This window comes from Dyella japonica (genome assembly GCF_040545895.1).
In the GTDB taxonomy this organism is placed as follows: domain Bacteria; phylum Pseudomonadota; class Gammaproteobacteria; order Xanthomonadales; family Rhodanobacteraceae; genus Dyella; species Dyella japonica_D.
Genome location: NZ_JBEPMU010000005.1, coordinates 17,750 through 35,264, shown reverse-complemented (window position 1 = coordinate 35,264; position 17,515 = coordinate 17,750). Strand labels below are relative to the sequence as shown.

Below are 17,515 nucleotides of genomic sequence, written 5' to 3'. Positions count from 1 at the left end.
TCATAAGCATTGCGCGGATCGGCAAGAAATAGCGGACATCTGACGGTACGACTGCGGTAACCTCGATCCACTCAAGCGAGGTGCGGGCATTGGCTGATCGGAAAGAACGGTTGCTGCAGGATGCCGGAAAGCGATGGCTCACATGGGCGCTCATCGTGGCCACGTTGCTCGGCGTGGCCGTGGGCTGGTGGTGCAATCGCTCGCTGTCGCCGGAAAAGGCGGCCCAGGTCGCGGCGAATCTTTCCATCGTCACGGATGCGTTTCTTCGCCTGATCAAGATGATCGTGGCGCCACTGGTCTTCGCCTCGCTGGTGTCGGCCATCGCGCGCATGGGCGGCGCCGCGGAGATCGGGCGCGTTGGCCTCAAGGCGCTGGTGTGGTTCGTGGGCGCATCCATCGTCTCGCTCACGGTGGGCCTGTTGATGGCGCATGGGCTGGCACCGGGCGCGTCGCTGCACGCCAGCGGAAACTTCGTGCAGGTGCCGTCGGCGACGGCGAGTGATGGCGGTTCGACTCTCTCCGTTGCCGAGTTCATGACGCACCTGATTCCGCGATCCATCATCGAAGCGATGGCGGGCAACGAGATCCTGCAGATCGTGGTGTTCTCGCTGTTCATCGGAACGGCGGCGGCATCGCTGAAGGAACAGTCGCTACGCTTCGTGGAGCTGATCGAGCAGCTCGCCACCGTCATGTTCCGCGTGACGGACTATGTGATGAAGGCCGCGCCGCTGGCGATCTTCGCCGCGCTGGCCAGTTCGATCTGTTTGCACGGTATCGCCATCATGGGCACCTACGCGCGTTTCGTGGCGGGGTTCTATCTGTCGCTCGGCGTGCTCTGGCTGCTGCTACTCGCCGCGTTGAGCCTGATCATCGGCAAGCGCAGCCTGCGCCTGCTGGCCAGCATCCGGCAGACGGTGTTGCTGGCGTTTGCCACGTCCTCGTCCGAGGCGGCGTATCCGCGCCTGCTGGAACAACTGGTGGCGTTCGGCATACCGCGTCGCATCGCCAGCTTCGTGCTGCCGCTCGGTTACTCGTTCAATCTCGATGGCGCGATGATGTACTGCACGTTCGCCATCCTCTTCATTGCACAGGCTTACGGCGTGGAGCTGAGCCTCGTGCAGCAGATCACGCTGTTCGGCCTGCTCATGCTGACCACCAAGGGGCTGGCCGGCGTGCCGCGTGCGGCCATCGCGGTGGTGGCGGTCACGCTGCACTACTTTCATCTACCCGACGCCGGCCTGGCGCTGGTGCTGGCGGTTGACCACGTGCTGGACATGGGGCGCTCGGCCACCAACATCGTGGGCAATTCCGTGGCCGCCGCCGTGGTGGCGTCGTGGGAAGGCCAGCTCGAAGCGCCTTCCGAAGCGAATGCCTCTTGAACGCTTCCGTTTGCGCCGTCTCTCATTGCACTGCCCATCCTTAGCGAGGTCGTATGCCTGCCATTGCCTATCTTGAATGCTCCCGCTGTCACGCGCGGCTGCCCGCCGACGTACCGCAAACACTGTGTACGCAGTGCCCTGCTGACCAGCCTGCCGGTGCGCTCTATGTGAGGTACGACCTCACATCGCTGCAAGGCACCTCGCCTGCGGACGTGGTGCAGGGACAGGATGCATCCACACCATGGCGCGGCATGTGGCGCTATCGCGCCGTGCTGCCGGATGCCACGCCCGTGACATTGGGCGAAGGATGGACGCCCATGCTCCGCAGCAAGCGATACGACGGCATCTTCCTCAAGGAAGAAGGCGCCAACCCCACGGGCTCGTTCAAGGCGCGCGGATTGGGCCTGGCCGTCACGATGGCGCGGCACTACGGCTTGCGCAAACTGGCGATTCCCTCGGCGGGCAATGCGGCCGGCGCGCTGGCCGCGTATGCGGCAGCATCGGATATCGAAGCGCACATCTTCATGCCGCGCGACGTGCCGCTTGCCAACTATGTGGAAGCCACCGCGTATGGCGCCAAGGTCACGCTGGTGGATGGCGTCATTTCCGACTGCGCGCGCATCGTCGCCGAGCGCAAGAAGGACGAAGGTTGGTTCGACATCTCCACGCTGAAAGAACCCTTCCGTGTGGAAGGCAAGAAGACCATGGGTTACGAGCTCGTCGAGCAACTCGGCTGGGAATATCCCGATGCCGTGTTCTACCCCACCGGTGGCGGCGTGGGCCTGATCGGCATGTGGAAGGCGTTCGAGGAACTGGAACAGCTGGGCTGGGTGAAGCCGGGCAAGCGGCCGCGCATGTTTGCCATCCAGTCGAGCGGATGCGCGCCGGTGGTGCGCGCCTTCGACGAGGGCGCGCCTGTCAGCCAGATGTGGCAGAGCCCGCAAACCGCGGCGTCGGGCCTGCGCGTGCCCAAGGCTTATGGCGACTACATCATCCTCGACATTCTCCGTGCCTCCGGTGGCAAGGCCGTGGCCGTTTCCGACGAGGACACGTTCGTGTCGCTGCAGGACTGGGCCGCCAATGAAGGCATCTTCCTTTCACCCGAAGGTGCCGCCGCCACGGCCGCGTACGCGCAACTCATCGCATCGGGCGACCTGAAGGCGTCGGATCGCGTGGTTATCTTCAACACCGGTGCCGGTTTGAAGTACACCGATGTCATCGCCGGCGTCCTGGGTTTGTCGCCGACGGAACGCGGGTGATCACGACCTTTGCTGGAAACGTTGCTTCGTAGCCTGGTCACAAGGGCGGGTTGCTTTTACGGCAGAATGCCGTGTCTCCAGCTTCCGTCGGGAATACCCATGCGCAGCACACCATGGAATCAACGCGTGGCCCTGGTGTTGATCCTTGCGAGCCTGGTCTTCCCGGTGGCGCATGCGGAGGTGGCCGGTGAAGTGAGTCGATCCGACATCGCCATCGGCCAGCCCAACGTGTTGCCCAGCCAGGCAGTGGGGTTGGGCAACGGCAAGCTCGGTGCCGCGTTCTGGGCGGCCGATGGGCTCACGATTCAACTCAACCGCATCGACACGCTGCCGTATCGGCGCTCACCGGGCCAGCTGGTTTTCCCGGATCTCAAGATCATGACGGCCGATCGCGCCTTCCATGGCCGCGTGCGGTTGTACGACGGTGCGCTGGAGGAATCCGGCGGCGGCGTTGCACTGAATGCGTGGGTGGACCGCGATACGGATCGTGTCGTGATCGATCTCGATGGACTGCCCGCATCAACGACGCAGCGCATCCGGCTTCAGCTGTGGGCGCCGCGCACGCCCCACGCTTTCACCGATGGCGACGCGGCGCTACTCGCCGAAAGTTGGCGCGACGACACATTGCCCGGTGCATCGGGCCGCTCGTTCGGCTCGCTGGCGGGCGTGCGCGTATTGGGCAGGCAGGTGCATGCAGCGGTGATCGATGCTCGCACGGTCGAAGTCACCGCGTTGCCGGATTCTAGCGGGCATCTGCGCGTGATCGCCGGTGCGCCCGCGTTCGACGGCAGCAACACCGCGCGCGAGGCCATCCAGCAGGCCTTGAGTGTTCCCGTGGATCGCACTAACACCGAACGATGGTGGCATGCGTATTGGACGCAAGCGTTGCGCATCCAGGCGACATCCGCCGATGGCGTGGCTCGCTATGCCGAAACCCTGCGTACGCTTTATCTATTCGCCGCCGCTGCACACGCAGGCAGTGCCATGCCCGGTGCGCAAGCGGGCATCGCCGATCTTTTTTCTTCCAGTGCGGACGATCACTTCTGGGATCCCGCGGCCTATTGGTTCTGGAATACGCGCATGCAGGTGGGCGCGAATCTCGCCGCGGGTCTTCCCGGGCTCAACGATTCGGTATTCGCGCTCTATCGCAACAACCTGGCCGCGGTGAAGCAATGGACGCTACGCCACATGGATGGCCGTGAGGGCGCATGCATTCCCGAAACCATGCGCTTCAACGGCAACGGCGTGGAATACGAGAGCGACCGCTTTCGGCCGTTCGCCATCGTCACGCACAGTTGCGATCTCTCATGGACGCCCACTTCCAATGCGCGAACGTTGACCACGGGCGCCGAAGTGGGGCTATGGGTCTGGCGAACTTATCTGCAAACGGGAGATCACGAGTTTCTCCACAGCAACTACCCGCTGATGGCAGAGGCTGCGCGCTTCCTGCTGGCATATCAAAAACGTGGCGACGACGGCCTGCTGCACACCTCGCCTTCGAATGCGCATGAAACGCAGGTGGATGTGACCGATCCGGCCACGGACATCGCGGCGATACGCGCGCTCTATCCCGCCACGGTGGCTGCCGCGCAAGCGCTGGGCGTGGACGCGGATCTTTCAGACCGCTTGCTCCAGGCACTGGCAAAGACCCCGGCGCTTCCCACCATGTCTTCATCCACGGGAAGCGACGCAGGAGCTCAGGTACTGGCGGCAAGCGCCGATGCGCATGCCCCGTATCAGAACGGCGAGAACATCGGCCTGGAAGCCGTGTGGCCGTATGGGCTGATCGGCGTCGACAGCGCGTTGTTTCCGGTGGCGCAACGGACGTATCTGTCGCGGCCCTTCAAGTACGCCGCGACGTGGAGCTACGATCCGGTGCAAGCCGCGTACCTGGGCCTTGGTGACGAGGCGGCGAAGGCCATCTTCGAACTGGTGCAGCGCTACCAGGTGTATCCCAACGGCATGGCGGCCTTGCTTCACGATCAGCCCAGCGAGTTCTATCTCGAGCAGGCCGCCGTCACCGCGCTCGCGTTGCCGGCCATGCTGGCGATTGAAGACAACCATCACCTGGTTCGCATCGCCCCGGCCCTTCCTTCCGGTTGGACCATGCGCGCGACGGTTGCCATCACGCATGGCGGCACCGTGGAGGTGGAGGCCGTGGAAGGCAAGCTGGTGTCATTTGCCTTCGAGGGCGAGGGTGACACGCCACGGGAATGGATCACGCCCTGGGCGCACGCACAGGTACTCGTGTGGCGCGACGGCAAACCGCAAGCGAGCATCGATGCACCAGCGGGCCGCTTCTCGTTTCATCCGGCAAGCGGCCATGTATACCGGTTCGCGCTGTCGGAGCACGCGCCCGTTCCCGTGTTCGATATTTCCGCCGACGCTACCGTCAAATCGCTCGGTCGCGCCTCGATTGGCCTTACGCCACCGTGCTGCGCCCCACCGGCACATTACGTATGGACACAGGACAAATAGGCGCGCGCGGCGCCGATTTGGCGACTACTTCTTCGGCGGCACATTCGAACGAATAAACGCCCGCACTTCCACCGGCGCACGGCAGGCAACGACAGCCTTGCGCCCCCATGCCACCGCCTCGTCCATATCGGCGGCATCCAGTATCCAGAAGCCGCCGACGTGTTCCTTGCTCTCGGTATACGGGCCATCGGTAACGACCACGTCGCCCTCGGATGGCTTGCGCAGCGACTTCGCCCTGTCGATCGATTCCAGCCCGCCCGCGAAGAACCTGGCGCCTGCCGCCTGCATCTCTTCGTTGAGCGCGTGGATGTCGCGCATCATTGCCTCGCCCTCAAGGGACGGGTCGTAATTTTCAGGGTGATGAATGGCAACCAGATACTGCGGCATGGCGCGCTCCCAGGGTTCAAGTTCAGGCGGCCCGATGGCCGGCTTTCACTATCACGACGAACGACCATCGGGGATTTCGACAGTTCGATCGAAACGTTCGTAACGGGTTCGCATTCGACTCGAAGCGCACCGCTCCATGCTTGGGGCATACGCACGGAGCCCATGTCTCATTGAGCGCGTAAAACGCCGTCGCCGATGCCAAGGCATAGCCGCGTGGAGCGCGCGACCTGCCTGGCCAGCGTGAGCAGTCCCGGTTGCGCAGGGGGCTTGGGTGGAGATTCGGTGGCTGGGCGAGTGGCGAGTCGGCGCAGCAGTTCGGTATCGGTGATGTAGCCATGCAGGCTGAGCAGGTCAATCCATGGCGAGGGCATGCTGAACTTCCGTGTGCGGTGTCGGGGGACGATCGATGGTGTCGCCGGAGAGTGGCGTGGCGCGCATCGATGGGCGTGCACAGAAGCGCCGGTACCAGGCGGACAGACGAGGACGCTCCACTTCGAAGTCGTGGATGTGCCGGAATTCGATCCAGCTGAGCGCGGTGGCGAGCGCGATATCACCGACGTTCACCGCCTGACTATCGTCGAGATGGGCTTCCAGATAGTCGCAGGCGGCGATGACTTTCAGCAGCTGGCCTTCGAGCAGCGGCGGCCATCGCAAGGCTTCGGGGCGGCGCCTGGATTCCCAGCGCACGGCTATGCCGGCATCGGCCAATCCCAGCGCCACGGCTTGATGGAGCAGGGCGCGAAAACGCGGCGCCGGCGTGGACGGAAAGAGCTTTCTTCCATCGTGCAGGCCATCGAGGTATTCGCAGATGACGCTGGACTCGAACAAGGCAGTGCCGTCATCGCAGATCAACACGGGCACCTTGCCCAGCGGGTTGAGTGAAAACACCTCATGGTTCTGTTCGACCGGACTCGTCTCGTGGTGAATCACCTCGATGCGATTGGCAAGGCCTGCTTCGTGGGCGAACACGAGCACCTTTCGCGCATAAGGCGAATGGGATTGGTAAAGCAGCTTCATGTCGTGGGGCTCTGGCTGGTGGGAGCGAACGTCATGCTAGAGTTCGCCCGCGCGGCCAGACCGCGAGTTGCAGTGGATCGGCGCTTCTATTTCCCGTCCCTCATGGAATCCGTGCATGCCCGAAAGTGAGATGGACAAGATCGACCGGCGCATCCTGACCATCCTGCAGAAGGATGCGCGCCGGGCCGCGGAGTTGATCGGCGCTGAGGTCGGGCTCTCGGCCTCCGCCGTGCAGCGCCGCATCGTGCGCATGCGCGAGGAGGGCATCATTCTCGCCGAGGTGGCGGTGATCGACCCGAAGCGCGCAGGCAAGGCGTTGACGATGATCGTGGACGTTGAAGTGGAGCGCGAGCGACCGGAGTTGCTGGCGAGCCTCAAGCAATGGATCGCGGCCGAGCCCTGCATCCAGGAGGCGTGGTACGTCACCGGCGCGGGCGACTACGTGCTGATCGTGCTGGCCCGTGATGTCGAGGATTTCGAAGCGCTGATGCAGCGGCTCGTGGCCGACAACGCGAACGTCCGCCGTTTCCAGACCCGGGTGGCGTTGAGCACGCTCAAGCGCGGCATGTGGGTACCGCTGGATCCATCTAGCTGAGCGAGCAGCGTATCCCAGCCAAGGCGACGTGTCGCCAGCGTGCAGGCGCCCTGCTTTCCGGTACAACGCACTACGCAGCCATGGCATACCAGAGGCCGATGTGCACAGGTAATGGATGGTCATTGCGTTGCACACCACGCCGGGAATTCCCGAATTCCTGCATCCGGCGCGAACGTGTCGAGCTCGCTCTTTCGGCGCTATTTGCTGGCCACTTTCACGACCGGTGGCGGGCTCCAGCTGCCGTCCGTGACCGGCGCATCGGGCCAATAGGCGCGGATGTAAAGCGAGAAATCGTCGGCGGGCGCAGGCAGCCAGTTGCTTTCCTTGTCCTTGCCCGGCGAACCGTGCTGCACGTAGATGGTCAGCGAACCGTCCGCATTGGTCTTGAGGCTCTTGTTCTTCGTGCCCACCGAATAGCGGTTGAGCGCATTGGGCTCGAAGAAATGATGCTTGTTGTACATCGTCAGCGACCAGAAGCCGTTCACCGGGGGCGTCTGGCCCTTCGGAAAGGTAATGGTGTACGCATTGCCGCCTGCGCCATTCAAGCGTGCGCCCTTGGCATCGAAATCCGTATAGATGTAGCGCGTCTCCTGTGGCGCGTTGTCATACATGTTGGACTTGGCCGTGGCCGTGCGCGAAAGATAATCCACGCCCCATTGCGCGCCGTTCGGCGGCGAGGTCCAGCCGTTGCCTACCGGGCGGCCGTTGTTGCGGAACTCGAACAGCGGGGCAACGATGTCCTTGTCGGCCTCGACGGCGGTCTGCACGAGTGTTTGCTTGATCTGCGCATCCTTGCCGGCAGCAACAAGAACGGACTCGATCGTTGCATAAAGGGATTCCTCGCCAGGCAGTGGCGGAATCTGCTTCATGACGATGGGCAGTTCGTCGAAGAACTTTTCCGGCTCGACCCAGCGAATTTCGCCGCCGCCCGGGATCTCGGGCGCGGGATAGGAGGGCAGCTTGTGCCAGTCCATGGTCTTCATCTTGCCGTCGAACTTGTCCAGCGGATAGACCACGATCTGGCTCAACACCTTTTGTATCGCTGCCTTGTCTTCCTGCGTGTCGTCCATGAAGGCGCGCGGCAGCACCGTGACCAGATCCGTCGTGGAACGACACACTTCAGTGATGCCCTTGGGGACGTCGCCCTTCCAGTTCGGTCCCACGAGCAGATAAAAACCCGGCTTGGATTTGTATTGCTTGCCGATGGAACAGAACGAATCGGTGCGTGCGTCGGCAATCTGATACACGTAGAAGCGGTCGCCGAAATCCGGCACCTGCACCACGACCGGTTGCGTGTCCACGTGCTGATAGCCGGCGCCATAGACCGTGTCCTGGTTGGGACAGGTGATGAAGTTCTGCTCGGGCTTGATGTAGTCGGTGAGCATGGCGATGGCGCCCGGAGGCGACACCGGAAGCACGCCGCCATTGAGTCCCGGCCCCGGCTTCTGCGCCACCGCCTGTGACCGGTTGTAATTGTTCACCAAGGGCCAACCCCAGATGTACGCCATGCGCGCCACCGCCTGCACATACGCCTTGGTCATGACGGTGCCGGGTGGTGTCCCCTTCACATCCTGTGCGCGCGTTGCCGTTGGAACCTGGGCAGACCCCACGGTTGAACCAGGATCGACGGCGGGGCAGGCATTCGCGTGGCAGCAGGCGAAGAAGAAACCAAACGCGCCGGTAAGGGAAAGCATCGCCTTTTGCATGACTGTTGCCCCATCAGATTGACGACGAAGCCACGCTCCCGAAGGGCCGGCTCTGGACGGCATCATGCGAGCACAGTTTGCAGCGCGCCGCCTCAGTGCTACTACGCGGAGAAACTCGGTACAACTACGTAACGCCGTATCCGTGGCGTCCGTGCTGAGGCGTCTGCCTTGGTCTTGGAGCGGGTGGGCGCTTGCTGTGCCAGGCGTTGCCGCGCGGCATGGAAGTGTAGAATCAAGCTTCGCTCGCAGGCAGGAGGTCCCCGATGTCCGACCCGACCGATGACGCGGGTACGATCCAGGTATTGCTCGATCGGCTGGTGAAGTTCCGGCTGCCTCGGACGCTCGCGATAAAGCAGCGAATCGACAGCGGCGAGCGCCTGAGTGAGACCGAGCTCGAATTTCTGAAGAAATCGCTCGAGGACGCCAAGGAAGCGGAGAAGTACGTGGTGCGCAATCCCGAGTTCCATACCTTGGGTGCGAGGATCGCCCAGCTCTATGGCGAGATCATTAACAAAGCTCTCGAAAACGAGAAGGGCGCGCAATGAAGCGTGCACGAGCTTTGTGTGCGACCGTGCTTCGGCGCGCCACGGAAGTTCATCGCGCAGGTGAGAGCGATGTTCGTTCCGCTGGCGCCGACATCATCTTCGGTCCCGACCATGGGCCGAGGATCGTGGTCGATACGGTCCATCGCGACCGTCGGTAGAGATATCCGCTGCCGCCCGCGAGTCTTGGCTTAGTGGTCCATGTTTTGCGGACATTGTTGGAGTGCCCTCAGCAAGGAGCGTGTACTGCAACCTGGAGATAACGGGTGAGTGGTTGCAGATCATGGCAGGGGATCATGACCCACCGTGGAGCAAACGACATGAAACGCGACGAAGAAGACGACGCGGCTGGCGCAAAGCCCGAGAAAATGAAGCGGAAGGAGTACGAAGAAGAGCTCGAAAAGTTGCACGTCGAGCTGGTCAAGCTGCAGCTGTGGGTGATCGCCAAGGGGCTCAAGGTTTGCGTGGTATTTGAAGGGCGTGACACGGCGGGGAAGGGTGGGACGATCAAGGCTCTGACCGAGCGCGTGAGTCCTCGCGTATTCCGGGTGGTGGCATTGCCCGCACCGACGGACCGCGAAAAAAGCCAGATGTACATGCAACGCTACATGGAGCACATGCCGGCCGCCGGGGAGGTCGTCATCTTCGACCGCAGCTGGTACAACCGCGCCGGCGTTGAACGCGTGATGGAGTTCACGCCGGAAGCAAAGGTGCGCAGGTTCCTGCAGGTTGCGCCGCTGATGGAGAAAGCCATCGTCGAGTCGGGTGTTGTCCTTCTGAAGTATTGGCTGGAAGTGAGCGAGGCGGAGCAAACCCGGCGGCTGAAGGAGCGAGCGAACGATGGACGCAAGCTCTGGAAGCTCTCGCCGATGGACCTGAAGTCGTATGGCCGGTGGTACGACTATTCGCGAGCCCGGGATGAGATGTTTGCCACGACCGATACTCCGTATGCGCCGTGGTATGTGGCGCGAACGGACGACAAGCGTCGTGGACGCCTCAACATCATCCGGCACGTGCTCGACAAAGTTCCGTATAAGGAGCTTCCGCGCGAGAAGATCAAATTCCCAAAACGGCAGAAGCGCGGCGACTACGTCGAGCCGGACTATCCATTCAAGTACGTCAAGGAACAGTACTGACCGCAGGTAGCGATCGTTCGTTAGTGACCTTCGATTCGTTCCACTCTGCAAAGGACAAGGCATGAACGGCTGGCAGCGTTGGCTACCCGGACTGCAGATCGCCCGCGAATACAAAGCGGCCTGGCTGCCGCACGACGTGATGGCCGGCCTCGTGCTGACCACCATGCTTGTCCCGGTCGGCATTGCCTACGCCGTGGCATCAGGTGTCCCGGGAATCCATGGCCTGTATGCCACCATCGTTCCGTTGCTCGCCTATGCCCTGTTCGGTCCAAGCCGCATTCTCGTGTTGGGGCCGGATTCTTCGCTCGCCGCCGTGATTCTGGCCGTCGTGCTGCCTCTTTCTGCAGGCGATCCGCTACGCGCCGTCGCCGTCGCCAGCTTGATGGCGATCGTGTCCGGGTTGGTGTGCACGTTGATCGGGGTTATGCGCCTTGGCTTTGTCACGGAGTTGCTGTCCAAGCCGATTCGCTATGGCTATATGAACGGCATTGCGCTCACGGTGCTCATCAGTCAATTACCCAAGTTGCTTGGCTTTTCCATCGACAGTGCCGGGCCGCTGCGCAACCTCGTACGGATCGCGCGAGCGATTATTGAAGGTCGTGCCAATTGGGCGGCGTTCTTCGTTGGTCTCGGCACGCTGATCCTGATCTTGTTTCTCAAGCGTTGGAAGCGAATCCCAGGACTGCTGATTGCCGTGGTGGCCGCCACGATCGTGGTCGGTTCGTTCGGCCTGGCCGACAGCGCGGGAATCAAGGTGCTTGGTCCACTCCCGCAAGGCCTGCCATCGTTTGCCATGCCGTGGATCGGTGTGGCCGATCTCGGTCAGGTGGTGATCGGCGGCTGCGCCGTGGCCATGGTCGCGTTCGCCGATACCAGTGTGCTGTCACGCACATACGCGGCAAAGACCCATGCGGTTGTCGATCCCAATCAGGAAATGATCGGCCTGGGCGTCGCGAACCTGGCGGCGGGGCTATTCCAGGGATTTCCGATCAGCAGCAGCTCGTCGCGCACGCCCGTCGCCGAAGCCGCGGGCGCGAAGACCCAACTCACGGGCGTGGTTGGTGCGGTGGCGGTGGCACTCTTGCTGGTACTGGCACCGAACCTGCTCGAATACTTGCCGAGCAGCGCCCTGGCGGCGGTGGTGATTGCCGCGGCGATCGGCTTGTTCGAGTTTGACGACCTGCGCCGCATCTTCCGCATCCAGCAGTGGGAATTCTGGCTTTCGATCGCCTGCTTCGTGGGTGTGGCAGTCCTCGGCGTCATTCCAGGCATTGGCATCGCGATCGCCATAGCGATCATCGAATTTCTCTGGGACGGTTGGCGCCCGCACTACGCGGTGATGGGCCGGGTCGACGGCATCAGGGGCTATCACGATATCAAGCGCTATCCTGCGGCGCGTCTTGTTCCGGGGCTCATCCTGTTTCGATGGGACGCGCCGCTCTTCTTCGCCAATGCCGAGTTGTTCCATCAGCGCCTACTCGAGGCGGTGGCGCAATCGCCAACACCGGTGCAACGAATCGTCGTGGCCGCAGAGCCGGTCACCAGCATTGACGTGACGTCAGCGGACATGTTGGCCGAGCTGGAACGGGCATTGCGCGAATCCGGCATCGAACTTCGATTCGCGGAAATAAAAGATCCCGTGAAGGAAAAGCTGGAGCGCTTCGGGCTGCTGGAGCGCTTCGGCACGCTCCATCCCACCATTGGCGCCGCCGTCGATGCCTACCTTGAGGAATATCGGGTGGACTGGAAGCCGTGAAGAGTCCTCAGCGGCTGTTGAATGACGCGGTGCAGGCGTTTTGGCCCGGTTTGCACAGTTCGATCAGATGCAGTTGCACGCCACGCTCGTGGGCCCAGGCAAGTTACAGCTTTTCGGTAGCAACAAGGCTTTGGCAGTATGCATAGCCTTCGCAAATGAACTGGCATCATGCCGCGCACGTTCTGCCTAGTGGGCTCGTTCTCGGCGGGTGAAGCAGAGGCGATACGTACGATCGCGACGCAAAGATGCCTTGCCTGGCGGCTGTCCGGCTGGCGATGTCGCCGTGAAATCCTGGCGAGCCAATGTTTGAAGAGCAATGTCTTGCTGACCTACGGTGAGTGACATGTTCAAGCATATTCTGCTGCCTACGGATGGCTCCGAACTTTCGCTCCGAGCCATCGACATAGGAATCGATGTCGCGGCCAAGTATGGCGCCCGCGTTCTCGCGCTCCATGTCATCAAGCCCTCGCCAGCCGTCCAGCACCTTTCGGACTCGCTCGTGCTGCAGGAGGACGAAAGAGCCTTGAAGATCACGCGCCGAGCTTCTGCCTACCTTGACGAGGTTCGCCGGCGCGCAGAGGTGGCGCATGTGGAGTGCAACGGTGCCTACGAAATGGACAAGCGTCCCTACATGGCCATCGTGACAGTGGCCCGAAGGCAGCAGTGCGATCTCATCGTCATGGGGTCGCACGTACAAACCGGGACGGACCGGCTGCGGCGGGGAAGTCAGACCGCCAAGCTATTGGTGAGCACCAGCATTCCTGTACTCGTTTGCCGCTGAGCGTGAGCCGAGATGCCCCTTGGATGGGGAGACACCGATGCTCAGGTATCGCCGACTTCTGTGCGAGGTCTGACGCTACCAACACGCAACATCTCAGCGCGGCGTTGAGATGCCGGTGAGTCAAAAATCGGAGCTCGCTCGGATGCAGCCATTCATCGCGCCGTTCGGACCTGCACGGAGCATCCTCGCTACCGTGACAACGCCAGCCGCCGACCAGGTCTTTCGAAGGACCTCAAGGGCCGGCGTGCCGCTGGGCACCGCAAGTAGCTGCTCCTCCCGTGCCGAGATACTGACTGCGCGGACCTGTTCGCTGCCCTGTCGATAGGGTCGGATGCGCATCAAGCGCGAGAACAGGGTCTGATGGCTCAGGTCGATGGCCATCCCATCAGGGATGAATACGGGATCCATCCAGCGATCTTCCAGCTCCAACGATATCTCGTCCTCGAAATGAACGATATCGTTGTCACGCTCACCGCCGTTAGGGCTCCGCTATTCAAAGCCGGGTGGATCCGGCCCGGCACGCATGTCGCCAGCATGGGCTCAGACGCCAGCGGAAAGCAGGAGCTTCCACCAGCGCTTTTCCACCGCGCGTCACTGTTCTGCGATCTGCCGGCGCAAGCGGTCGTCCTGGGTGACCTGAAGCACTTCTCGGGCGACGCAACGCGGATCACGCCCATCGGGCGAGTGCTTTCGGGACAGGCGCCCGGGCGCAAGGATGATCAGGACATCACAGGATTTGAAAGCGCAGGAATTGCCCTGCCTATACATAGCCTGGAAACTCGTGCTCGCTGCTGTCGCATGACCTGATCGCCGGGCGCGAGCCGGCGGCCTATCATTCACTCAGCGAGGATCTTGGAAAACAGGGCTGGAACCATGTTGCTTCCAAACACCCGTACCGAGCGCGTTCTTGCTTATTCGAAATGAATGAACCACGGGACGCGGTGCAGAATAAGGTCTGCTTCCGGCCCAAAGCGGACGGTGGCGCTGGTCATCCTCACCCGCCATACCTTCCCATATCAGGTGCAATCAGCATGAAATTTGGTGATCTTGAGAAGTCAGCCTTACAGCTAAACGAGCTTTACGAACAGCTGGAGATAAAGAAGTGGGGTCGCATCTGGACTACAGCAGAGCTTGCGCTGGGTTTTGTAGGGGACGTTGGCGATCTGGCGAAACTGATCCAGGCCAACGCTGGTGTCCGGGATATCGAAGACTGCAGTGCCAAACTAGGGCATGAACTATCGGACTGCTTATGGTCAATCATCGTTCTTGCGAGCAAGTGCGGCATTGATCTAGAGGCGGAGTTTGTCAGGAATACCAGAGAGCTGACCGAATACGTGTCTGGAGAGCTGCACGCATAGTCGAAAGCTCCGCCGCGACGAATTTGACGCGGCTCTGCGTTACGAGACTGCTGCATGGGCGCGAGCGCAAGGCGCTTCGGCCGAAGAATAGAGAGGCCATTTTGCGTGTCCGCTTTCGATCCGCGGCGGATATAACCGTACGTGGCCTGCCGGGCGAACGTTCCTCGCTGTCCAAAATCGCGACATTTCGCGAATGGTTGACGAAGGAGGCCGCGGTAGCCGGCTCAGTGGGTGCAGGCCTGACTTTCGACCCATGGCAGATGCGGCGGGATGTGGTTAGGTCGGGGTTTGTGCAATCCACTGGGGAACTCCTGATGCCACGCCTTCGTACGCTTGTCATAGCCACGTCCATTGCGCTGGCCGCCTGTTCGCAGCAATCGAACGAACAGGCTGCGCCGCCCGCTCCCGCACCGGCCGGCACCGCGCCCGCCAAGGCATCCACGGCGGCACCGGCCGCCGAGGTCAGTGCCGTCAATCCGTTCCTCGAGCCCAGCACGCTGCCGTTCCAGGCACCGCCGTTCGACAAGATCAAGGATGGCGACTACCAGCCTGCGCTGGAGGAGGGCATGAAGCAGCATCTGGAGGAGATCAACAAGATCGCCGACAACCCGGATGCGCCGACCTTCGAGAACACCTTCATCCCCATGGAGAAGTCGGGCCAGCTGCTGTCACGCGTTCGCCGCGCTTTCTTTGCGGTCACGGGAGCCAACACCAATGACGTGCTGCAGAAAGTGCAGCAGGAAGAAGCGCCCAAGTCTGCCGAGCATCAGGACGCGATCGTGATGAACAGCAAGCTGTTCGCGCGCATCGAGACGATCTACAACCAGCGCGATTCGCTCAAGCTCGATCCCGAATCCAAGCGCCTGGTGGAAGTGACCTACAAGAACTTCGTGCGTGGCGGCGCAAAACTCTCCGATGCCGACAAGGCCAAGCTCAAGGAACTCAACAAGGAAGAGTCCGGCCTGCGCGCCCAGTTCACCAAGAAGCTGCTGGCTGGCACCAAGGCCGGCGCGCTGGTGGTGGACGATAGAGCCAAGCTCGATGGTCTCTCCGATGGCGACATCGCCGCCGCGTCGCAGGCGGCGGCCAGCCGCAAGATGGATGGCAAGTGGGTGATCCCGCTGCAGAACACCACGCAGCAGCCGGCCCTGCAGAGCCTCAACGATCGCGCCACGCGCGAGCAGCTGTTCAAGGCGTCGTGGAATCGTGCGGAAAAAGGCGACGACAACGATACGCGTGAGCTGATTTCGCGCATCGCGCAGATTCGCGCCGAACAGGCCAAGTTGCTGGGCTTCTCCAGCTACGCCGCGTGGAAGCTGGAAGATCAGATGGCCAAGACGCCGGAAGCGGCGATCGGCTTCATGGACAAGCTGGCCCCGGCGGCCACCGCGCGCGCCGAGCGCGAGGCGAAGGACATCCAGGACGTGATCGACCAGCAGAAGGGCGGCTTCAAGGTCGAGGCGTGGGACTGGAACCACTACTCGGAGATGGTGCGCAAGGCCAAGTACGACATCGACGAATCGCAGATCAAGCCGTACTTCGAACTGGACAACGTGCTGCAGAACGGCGTGTTCTACGCCGCCAACCAGCTCTACGGCCTGACCTTCAAGGAGCGCAAGGACATCCCCGTCTGGCAGCCCGACGTGCGCGTGTTCGAAGTATTCGACAAGGACGGCACCTCCATGGCGCTGTTCTATTGCGACTACTTCAAGCGCGACAACAAGCAAGGTGGCGCCTGGATGAGCAACCTGGTGGCGCAATCCAAGCTGCTGGGCACCAAGCCGGTGATCTTCAACGTCGCCAACTTCACCAAGCCGGCACCGGGCCAGCCGGCGCTGCTGTCGTTCGACGACGTGATCACCATGTTCCACGAGTTCGGTCATGGCCTGCACGGCATGTTTGCCAATTCCGAGTATGCGAGTCTTTCGGGTTCGGCCACGGCGCGCGATTTCGTGGAATTCCCGTCGCAGTTCAACGAGCACTGGGCGACCGATCCGAAGATTTTCGCCAACTACGCGAAGAACTATAAGACCGGCGAGCCGATGCCGGTCGAACTGGTCGAGAAGATCAAGAAGGCCAAGACCTTCAACAAGGGCTACGACATGACCGAACTGCTCGGCGCTGCTTTGCTCGACATGAGCTGGCACAGCCTGGGCGCGGACGTGCCCAAGCAGGATCCGGACAAGTTCGAGATGGAGGCGCTCACCAAGGCCAAGATCAACCTGAGCTACGTGCCGCCGCGCTACCGCTCCAGCTACTTCCAGCACATCTGGGGCAACGGCTACGCTGCCGGTTACTACGCCTACCTGTGGACCGAAATGCTGGCTGACGATGCCTTCCAGGGCTTCGTGGACAAGGGTGGCCTGACCCGCGAGAACGGCGATCGCTTCCGCGCGATGATCCTCTCGCAGGGCAACACGCACGACCTCGCCACCATGTACAAGAACTGGCGCGGCAAGGAGCCGAGCATCGAGCCGATGCTGCTCAATCGTGGCCTGAAGGAAGCGCCGGCCAAGAAGCAATGACTTCCCGGTGTTGAAACAGGAGAGGGCCGGCCACACCGGCCCTCTCCTTTTGGACGGCCATCAAGAACATTCATCCACGAACTTCCAGACTTTCCAATTCGGATCGATGGCGGAATCCATGAGCAGAGGTAATGGCATGCTGCGTGTGCTGTTTGCGATGGCAGTCACCCCTTTGATCCTTCAGCTTCCTTATCTGATTCCGCCGTACGGACCATTCACGCTGTGGTGGATCAAGCTTGAATTGTTTATCTATTACATGGTGATGGTGCTGTTCGGGTCGCCTGTTATCTGGATCTTCATGCGAAAGCGGTGGCTCGCATGGTGGCAGGTTTGTCTGGGAGCGATATCGGTCGCCGCGTTGTTTCTGGTGGTCTGGTTCGCCACCTTGACGGACTACTCTTTTACCGACGGTCTGCCTATGGTGCTCTCAACAGTACTGACCGCGACTGTCGCTGGGTTGGTGTTTTGGCTGCTGGCGTTCTGGCGCAATACACGGTTTCACAGGGCTACACATTCTTGATGGCAGGTCCGCTCTTTAGGCCGAAACGGATGCACCTGGATAGTGAAAACATTCCGGTGGCGTGGTCGGCCTGGAA

The 17,515-nt window shown here is 61.8% G+C and carries 17 protein-coding genes; 12 read left to right on the top strand and 5 right to left on the bottom strand.

What is annotated here, in order from left to right; genetic code table 11:
* Positions 1 to 80: 80 nt before the first annotated feature.
* From ABIC75_RS16075 to ABIC75_RS16065, 3 genes are all read left to right on the top strand, one after another.
* Entirely contained in the window at positions 81 to 1,379 is a 1,299-nt protein-coding gene (locus ABIC75_RS16075) for a dicarboxylate/amino acid:cation symporter (protein WP_354014903.1), read from the top strand.
* Positions 1,380 to 1,432: 53 nt separating this feature from the next.
* A complete protein-coding gene (locus tag ABIC75_RS16070; protein WP_354014902.1) occupies positions 1,433 to 2,638 on the top strand; it encodes a threonine synthase in 1,206 nt (401 codons plus the stop codon).
* A gap of 99 nt (positions 2,639 to 2,737) precedes the next feature.
* The gene (locus ABIC75_RS16065) at positions 2,738 to 5,116 is read left to right on the top strand and encodes a glycosyl hydrolase family 95 catalytic domain-containing protein (protein WP_354014901.1); all 2,379 of its coding nucleotides are present in this window, start codon (positions 2,738 to 2,740) and stop codon (positions 5,114 to 5,116) included.
* A gap of 24 nt (positions 5,117 to 5,140) precedes the next feature.
* On the opposite strand, the gene ABIC75_RS16060 is transcribed toward ABIC75_RS16065, so the two are convergent.
* The 3 genes from ABIC75_RS16060 to ABIC75_RS16050 form a co-directional block, all read right to left on the bottom strand.
* On the bottom strand, positions 5,141 to 5,503 hold the full coding sequence (locus ABIC75_RS16060) for a YciI family protein (protein ID WP_354014900.1): 363 nt from the start codon (positions 5,501 to 5,503) through the stop codon (positions 5,141 to 5,143).
* A gap of 167 nt (positions 5,504 to 5,670) precedes the next feature.
* A complete protein-coding gene (locus ABIC75_RS16055; RefSeq protein ID WP_354014899.1) occupies positions 5,671 to 5,874 on the bottom strand; it encodes a hypothetical protein in 204 nt (67 codons plus the stop codon).
* Positions 5,855 to 6,520, bottom strand: a complete 666-nt coding sequence (locus tag ABIC75_RS16050; protein WP_354014898.1) for a glutathione S-transferase family protein — start codon at positions 6,518 to 6,520, stop codon at positions 5,855 to 5,857. The genes ABIC75_RS16055 and ABIC75_RS16050 overlap by 20 nt, the downstream gene beginning before the upstream one ends.
* A 130-nt stretch (positions 6,521 to 6,650) precedes the next feature.
* Between ABIC75_RS16050 and ABIC75_RS16045 the strand changes: the two genes are divergently transcribed.
* Positions 6,651 to 7,115, top strand: a complete 465-nt coding sequence (locus ABIC75_RS16045; protein ID WP_354014897.1) for an Lrp/AsnC family transcriptional regulator — start codon at positions 6,651 to 6,653, stop codon at positions 7,113 to 7,115.
* Positions 7,116 to 7,312: 197 nt separating this feature from the next.
* Here ABIC75_RS16045 and ABIC75_RS16040 read toward each other — a convergent pair whose 3' ends face one another.
* Positions 7,313 to 8,656, bottom strand: a complete 1,344-nt coding sequence (locus ABIC75_RS16040; RefSeq protein WP_354014896.1) for a DUF1254 domain-containing protein — start codon at positions 8,654 to 8,656, stop codon at positions 7,313 to 7,315.
* A 428-nt stretch (positions 8,657 to 9,084) separates the two neighbouring features.
* Between ABIC75_RS16040 and ABIC75_RS16035 the strand changes: the two genes are divergently transcribed.
* The 4 genes from ABIC75_RS16035 to ABIC75_RS16020 all read left to right on the top strand — a co-directional run bounded on the left by ABIC75_RS16035 (position 9,085) and on the right by ABIC75_RS16020 (position 13,036).
* Positions 9,085 to 9,366 carry a hypothetical protein gene (locus ABIC75_RS16035; protein WP_354014895.1) on the top strand — a complete coding sequence of 94 codons (282 nt, stop codon included), beginning with the start codon at positions 9,085 to 9,087 and terminating at the stop codon, positions 9,364 to 9,366.
* 317 nt (positions 9,367 to 9,683) lie between these two features.
* Positions 9,684 to 10,499 carry a polyphosphate kinase 2 gene (ppk2, locus tag ABIC75_RS16030; protein ID WP_354014894.1) on the top strand — a complete coding sequence of 272 codons (816 nt, stop codon included), beginning with the start codon at positions 9,684 to 9,686 and terminating at the stop codon, positions 10,497 to 10,499.
* A 61-nt stretch (positions 10,500 to 10,560) separates the two neighbouring features.
* On the top strand, positions 10,561 to 12,255 hold the full coding sequence (locus tag ABIC75_RS16025; RefSeq protein WP_354014893.1) for a SulP family inorganic anion transporter: 1,695 nt from the start codon (positions 10,561 to 10,563) through the stop codon (positions 12,253 to 12,255).
* Between the two features lie 343 nt (positions 12,256 to 12,598).
* A complete protein-coding gene (locus tag ABIC75_RS16020; protein WP_354014892.1) occupies positions 12,599 to 13,036 on the top strand; it encodes a universal stress protein in 438 nt (145 codons plus the stop codon).
* A 120-nt stretch (positions 13,037 to 13,156) separates the two neighbouring features.
* On the opposite strand, the gene ABIC75_RS16015 is transcribed toward ABIC75_RS16020, so the two are convergent.
* Positions 13,157 to 13,444, bottom strand: a complete 288-nt coding sequence (locus ABIC75_RS16015) for a UTRA domain-containing protein (protein ID WP_354014891.1) — start codon at positions 13,442 to 13,444, stop codon at positions 13,157 to 13,159.
* Between ABIC75_RS16015 and ABIC75_RS16010 the strand changes: the two genes are divergently transcribed.
* The 4 genes from ABIC75_RS16010 to ABIC75_RS15995 all read left to right on the top strand — a co-directional run bounded on the left by ABIC75_RS16010 (position 13,397) and on the right by ABIC75_RS15995 (position 17,439).
* On the top strand, positions 13,397 to 13,843 hold the full coding sequence (locus ABIC75_RS16010) for a hypothetical protein (protein ID WP_354014890.1): 447 nt from the start codon (positions 13,397 to 13,399) through the stop codon (positions 13,841 to 13,843). The genes ABIC75_RS16015 and ABIC75_RS16010 overlap by 48 nt on opposite strands.
* A 224-nt stretch (positions 13,844 to 14,067) precedes the next feature.
* Positions 14,068 to 14,394 (top strand): nucleotide pyrophosphohydrolase, encoded by a 327-nt coding sequence (locus tag ABIC75_RS16005; RefSeq protein ID WP_354014889.1) that lies wholly within the window; start codon positions 14,068 to 14,070, stop codon positions 14,392 to 14,394.
* A gap of 314 nt (positions 14,395 to 14,708) precedes the next feature.
* The gene (dcp, locus tag ABIC75_RS16000; protein WP_354014888.1) at positions 14,709 to 16,919 is read left to right on the top strand and encodes a peptidyl-dipeptidase Dcp; all 2,211 of its coding nucleotides are present in this window, start codon (positions 14,709 to 14,711) and stop codon (positions 16,917 to 16,919) included.
* A 136-nt stretch (positions 16,920 to 17,055) separates the two neighbouring features.
* Positions 17,056 to 17,439 carry a hypothetical protein gene (locus ABIC75_RS15995; RefSeq protein WP_354014887.1) on the top strand — a complete coding sequence of 128 codons (384 nt, stop codon included), beginning with the start codon at positions 17,056 to 17,058 and terminating at the stop codon, positions 17,437 to 17,439.
* Positions 17,440 to 17,515 lie beyond the last annotated feature (76 nt).

Bases quoted from the DNA above. Each gene is read 5' to 3' on its own strand.
- ABIC75_RS16070 (WP_354014902.1), top strand. From the start codon at position 1,433: ATGCCTGCCATTGCCTATCTTGAATGCTCCCGCTGTCACGCGCGGCTG.
- ABIC75_RS16065 (WP_354014901.1), top strand. From the start codon at position 2,738: ATGCGCAGCACACCATGGAATCAACGCGTGGCCCTGGTGTTGATCCTT.
- ABIC75_RS16060 (WP_354014900.1), bottom strand. From the start codon at position 5,503: ATGCCGCAGTATCTGGTTGCCATTCATCACCCTGAAAATTACGACCCG.
- ABIC75_RS16055 (WP_354014899.1), bottom strand. From the start codon at position 5,874: ATGCCCTCGCCATGGATTGACCTGCTCAGCCTGCATGGCTACATCACC.
- ABIC75_RS16050 (WP_354014898.1), bottom strand. From the start codon at position 6,520: ATGAAGCTGCTTTACCAATCCCATTCGCCTTATGCGCGAAAGGTGCTC.
- ABIC75_RS16045 (WP_354014897.1), top strand. From the start codon at position 6,651: ATGGACAAGATCGACCGGCGCATCCTGACCATCCTGCAGAAGGATGCG.
- ABIC75_RS16040 (WP_354014896.1), bottom strand. From the start codon at position 8,656: ATGACCAAGGCGTATGTGCAGGCGGTGGCGCGCATGGCGTACATCTGG.
- ABIC75_RS16035 (WP_354014895.1), top strand. From the start codon at position 9,085: ATGTCCGACCCGACCGATGACGCGGGTACGATCCAGGTATTGCTCGAT.
- ppk2 (WP_354014894.1), top strand. From the start codon at position 9,684: ATGAAACGCGACGAAGAAGACGACGCGGCTGGCGCAAAGCCCGAGAAA.
- ABIC75_RS16025 (WP_354014893.1), top strand. From the start codon at position 10,561: ATGAACGGCTGGCAGCGTTGGCTACCCGGACTGCAGATCGCCCGCGAA.
- ABIC75_RS16020 (WP_354014892.1), top strand. From the start codon at position 12,599: ATGTTCAAGCATATTCTGCTGCCTACGGATGGCTCCGAACTTTCGCTC.
- ABIC75_RS16010 (WP_354014890.1), top strand. From the start codon at position 13,397: ATGGCTCAGGTCGATGGCCATCCCATCAGGGATGAATACGGGATCCAT.
- ABIC75_RS16015 (WP_354014891.1), bottom strand. From the start codon at position 13,444: ATGGATCCCGTATTCATCCCTGATGGGATGGCCATCGACCTGAGCCAT.
- ABIC75_RS16005 (WP_354014889.1), top strand. From the start codon at position 14,068: ATGAAATTTGGTGATCTTGAGAAGTCAGCCTTACAGCTAAACGAGCTT.
- dcp (WP_354014888.1), top strand. From the start codon at position 14,709: ATGCCACGCCTTCGTACGCTTGTCATAGCCACGTCCATTGCGCTGGCC.
- ABIC75_RS15995 (WP_354014887.1), top strand. From the start codon at position 17,056: ATGCTGCGTGTGCTGTTTGCGATGGCAGTCACCCCTTTGATCCTTCAG.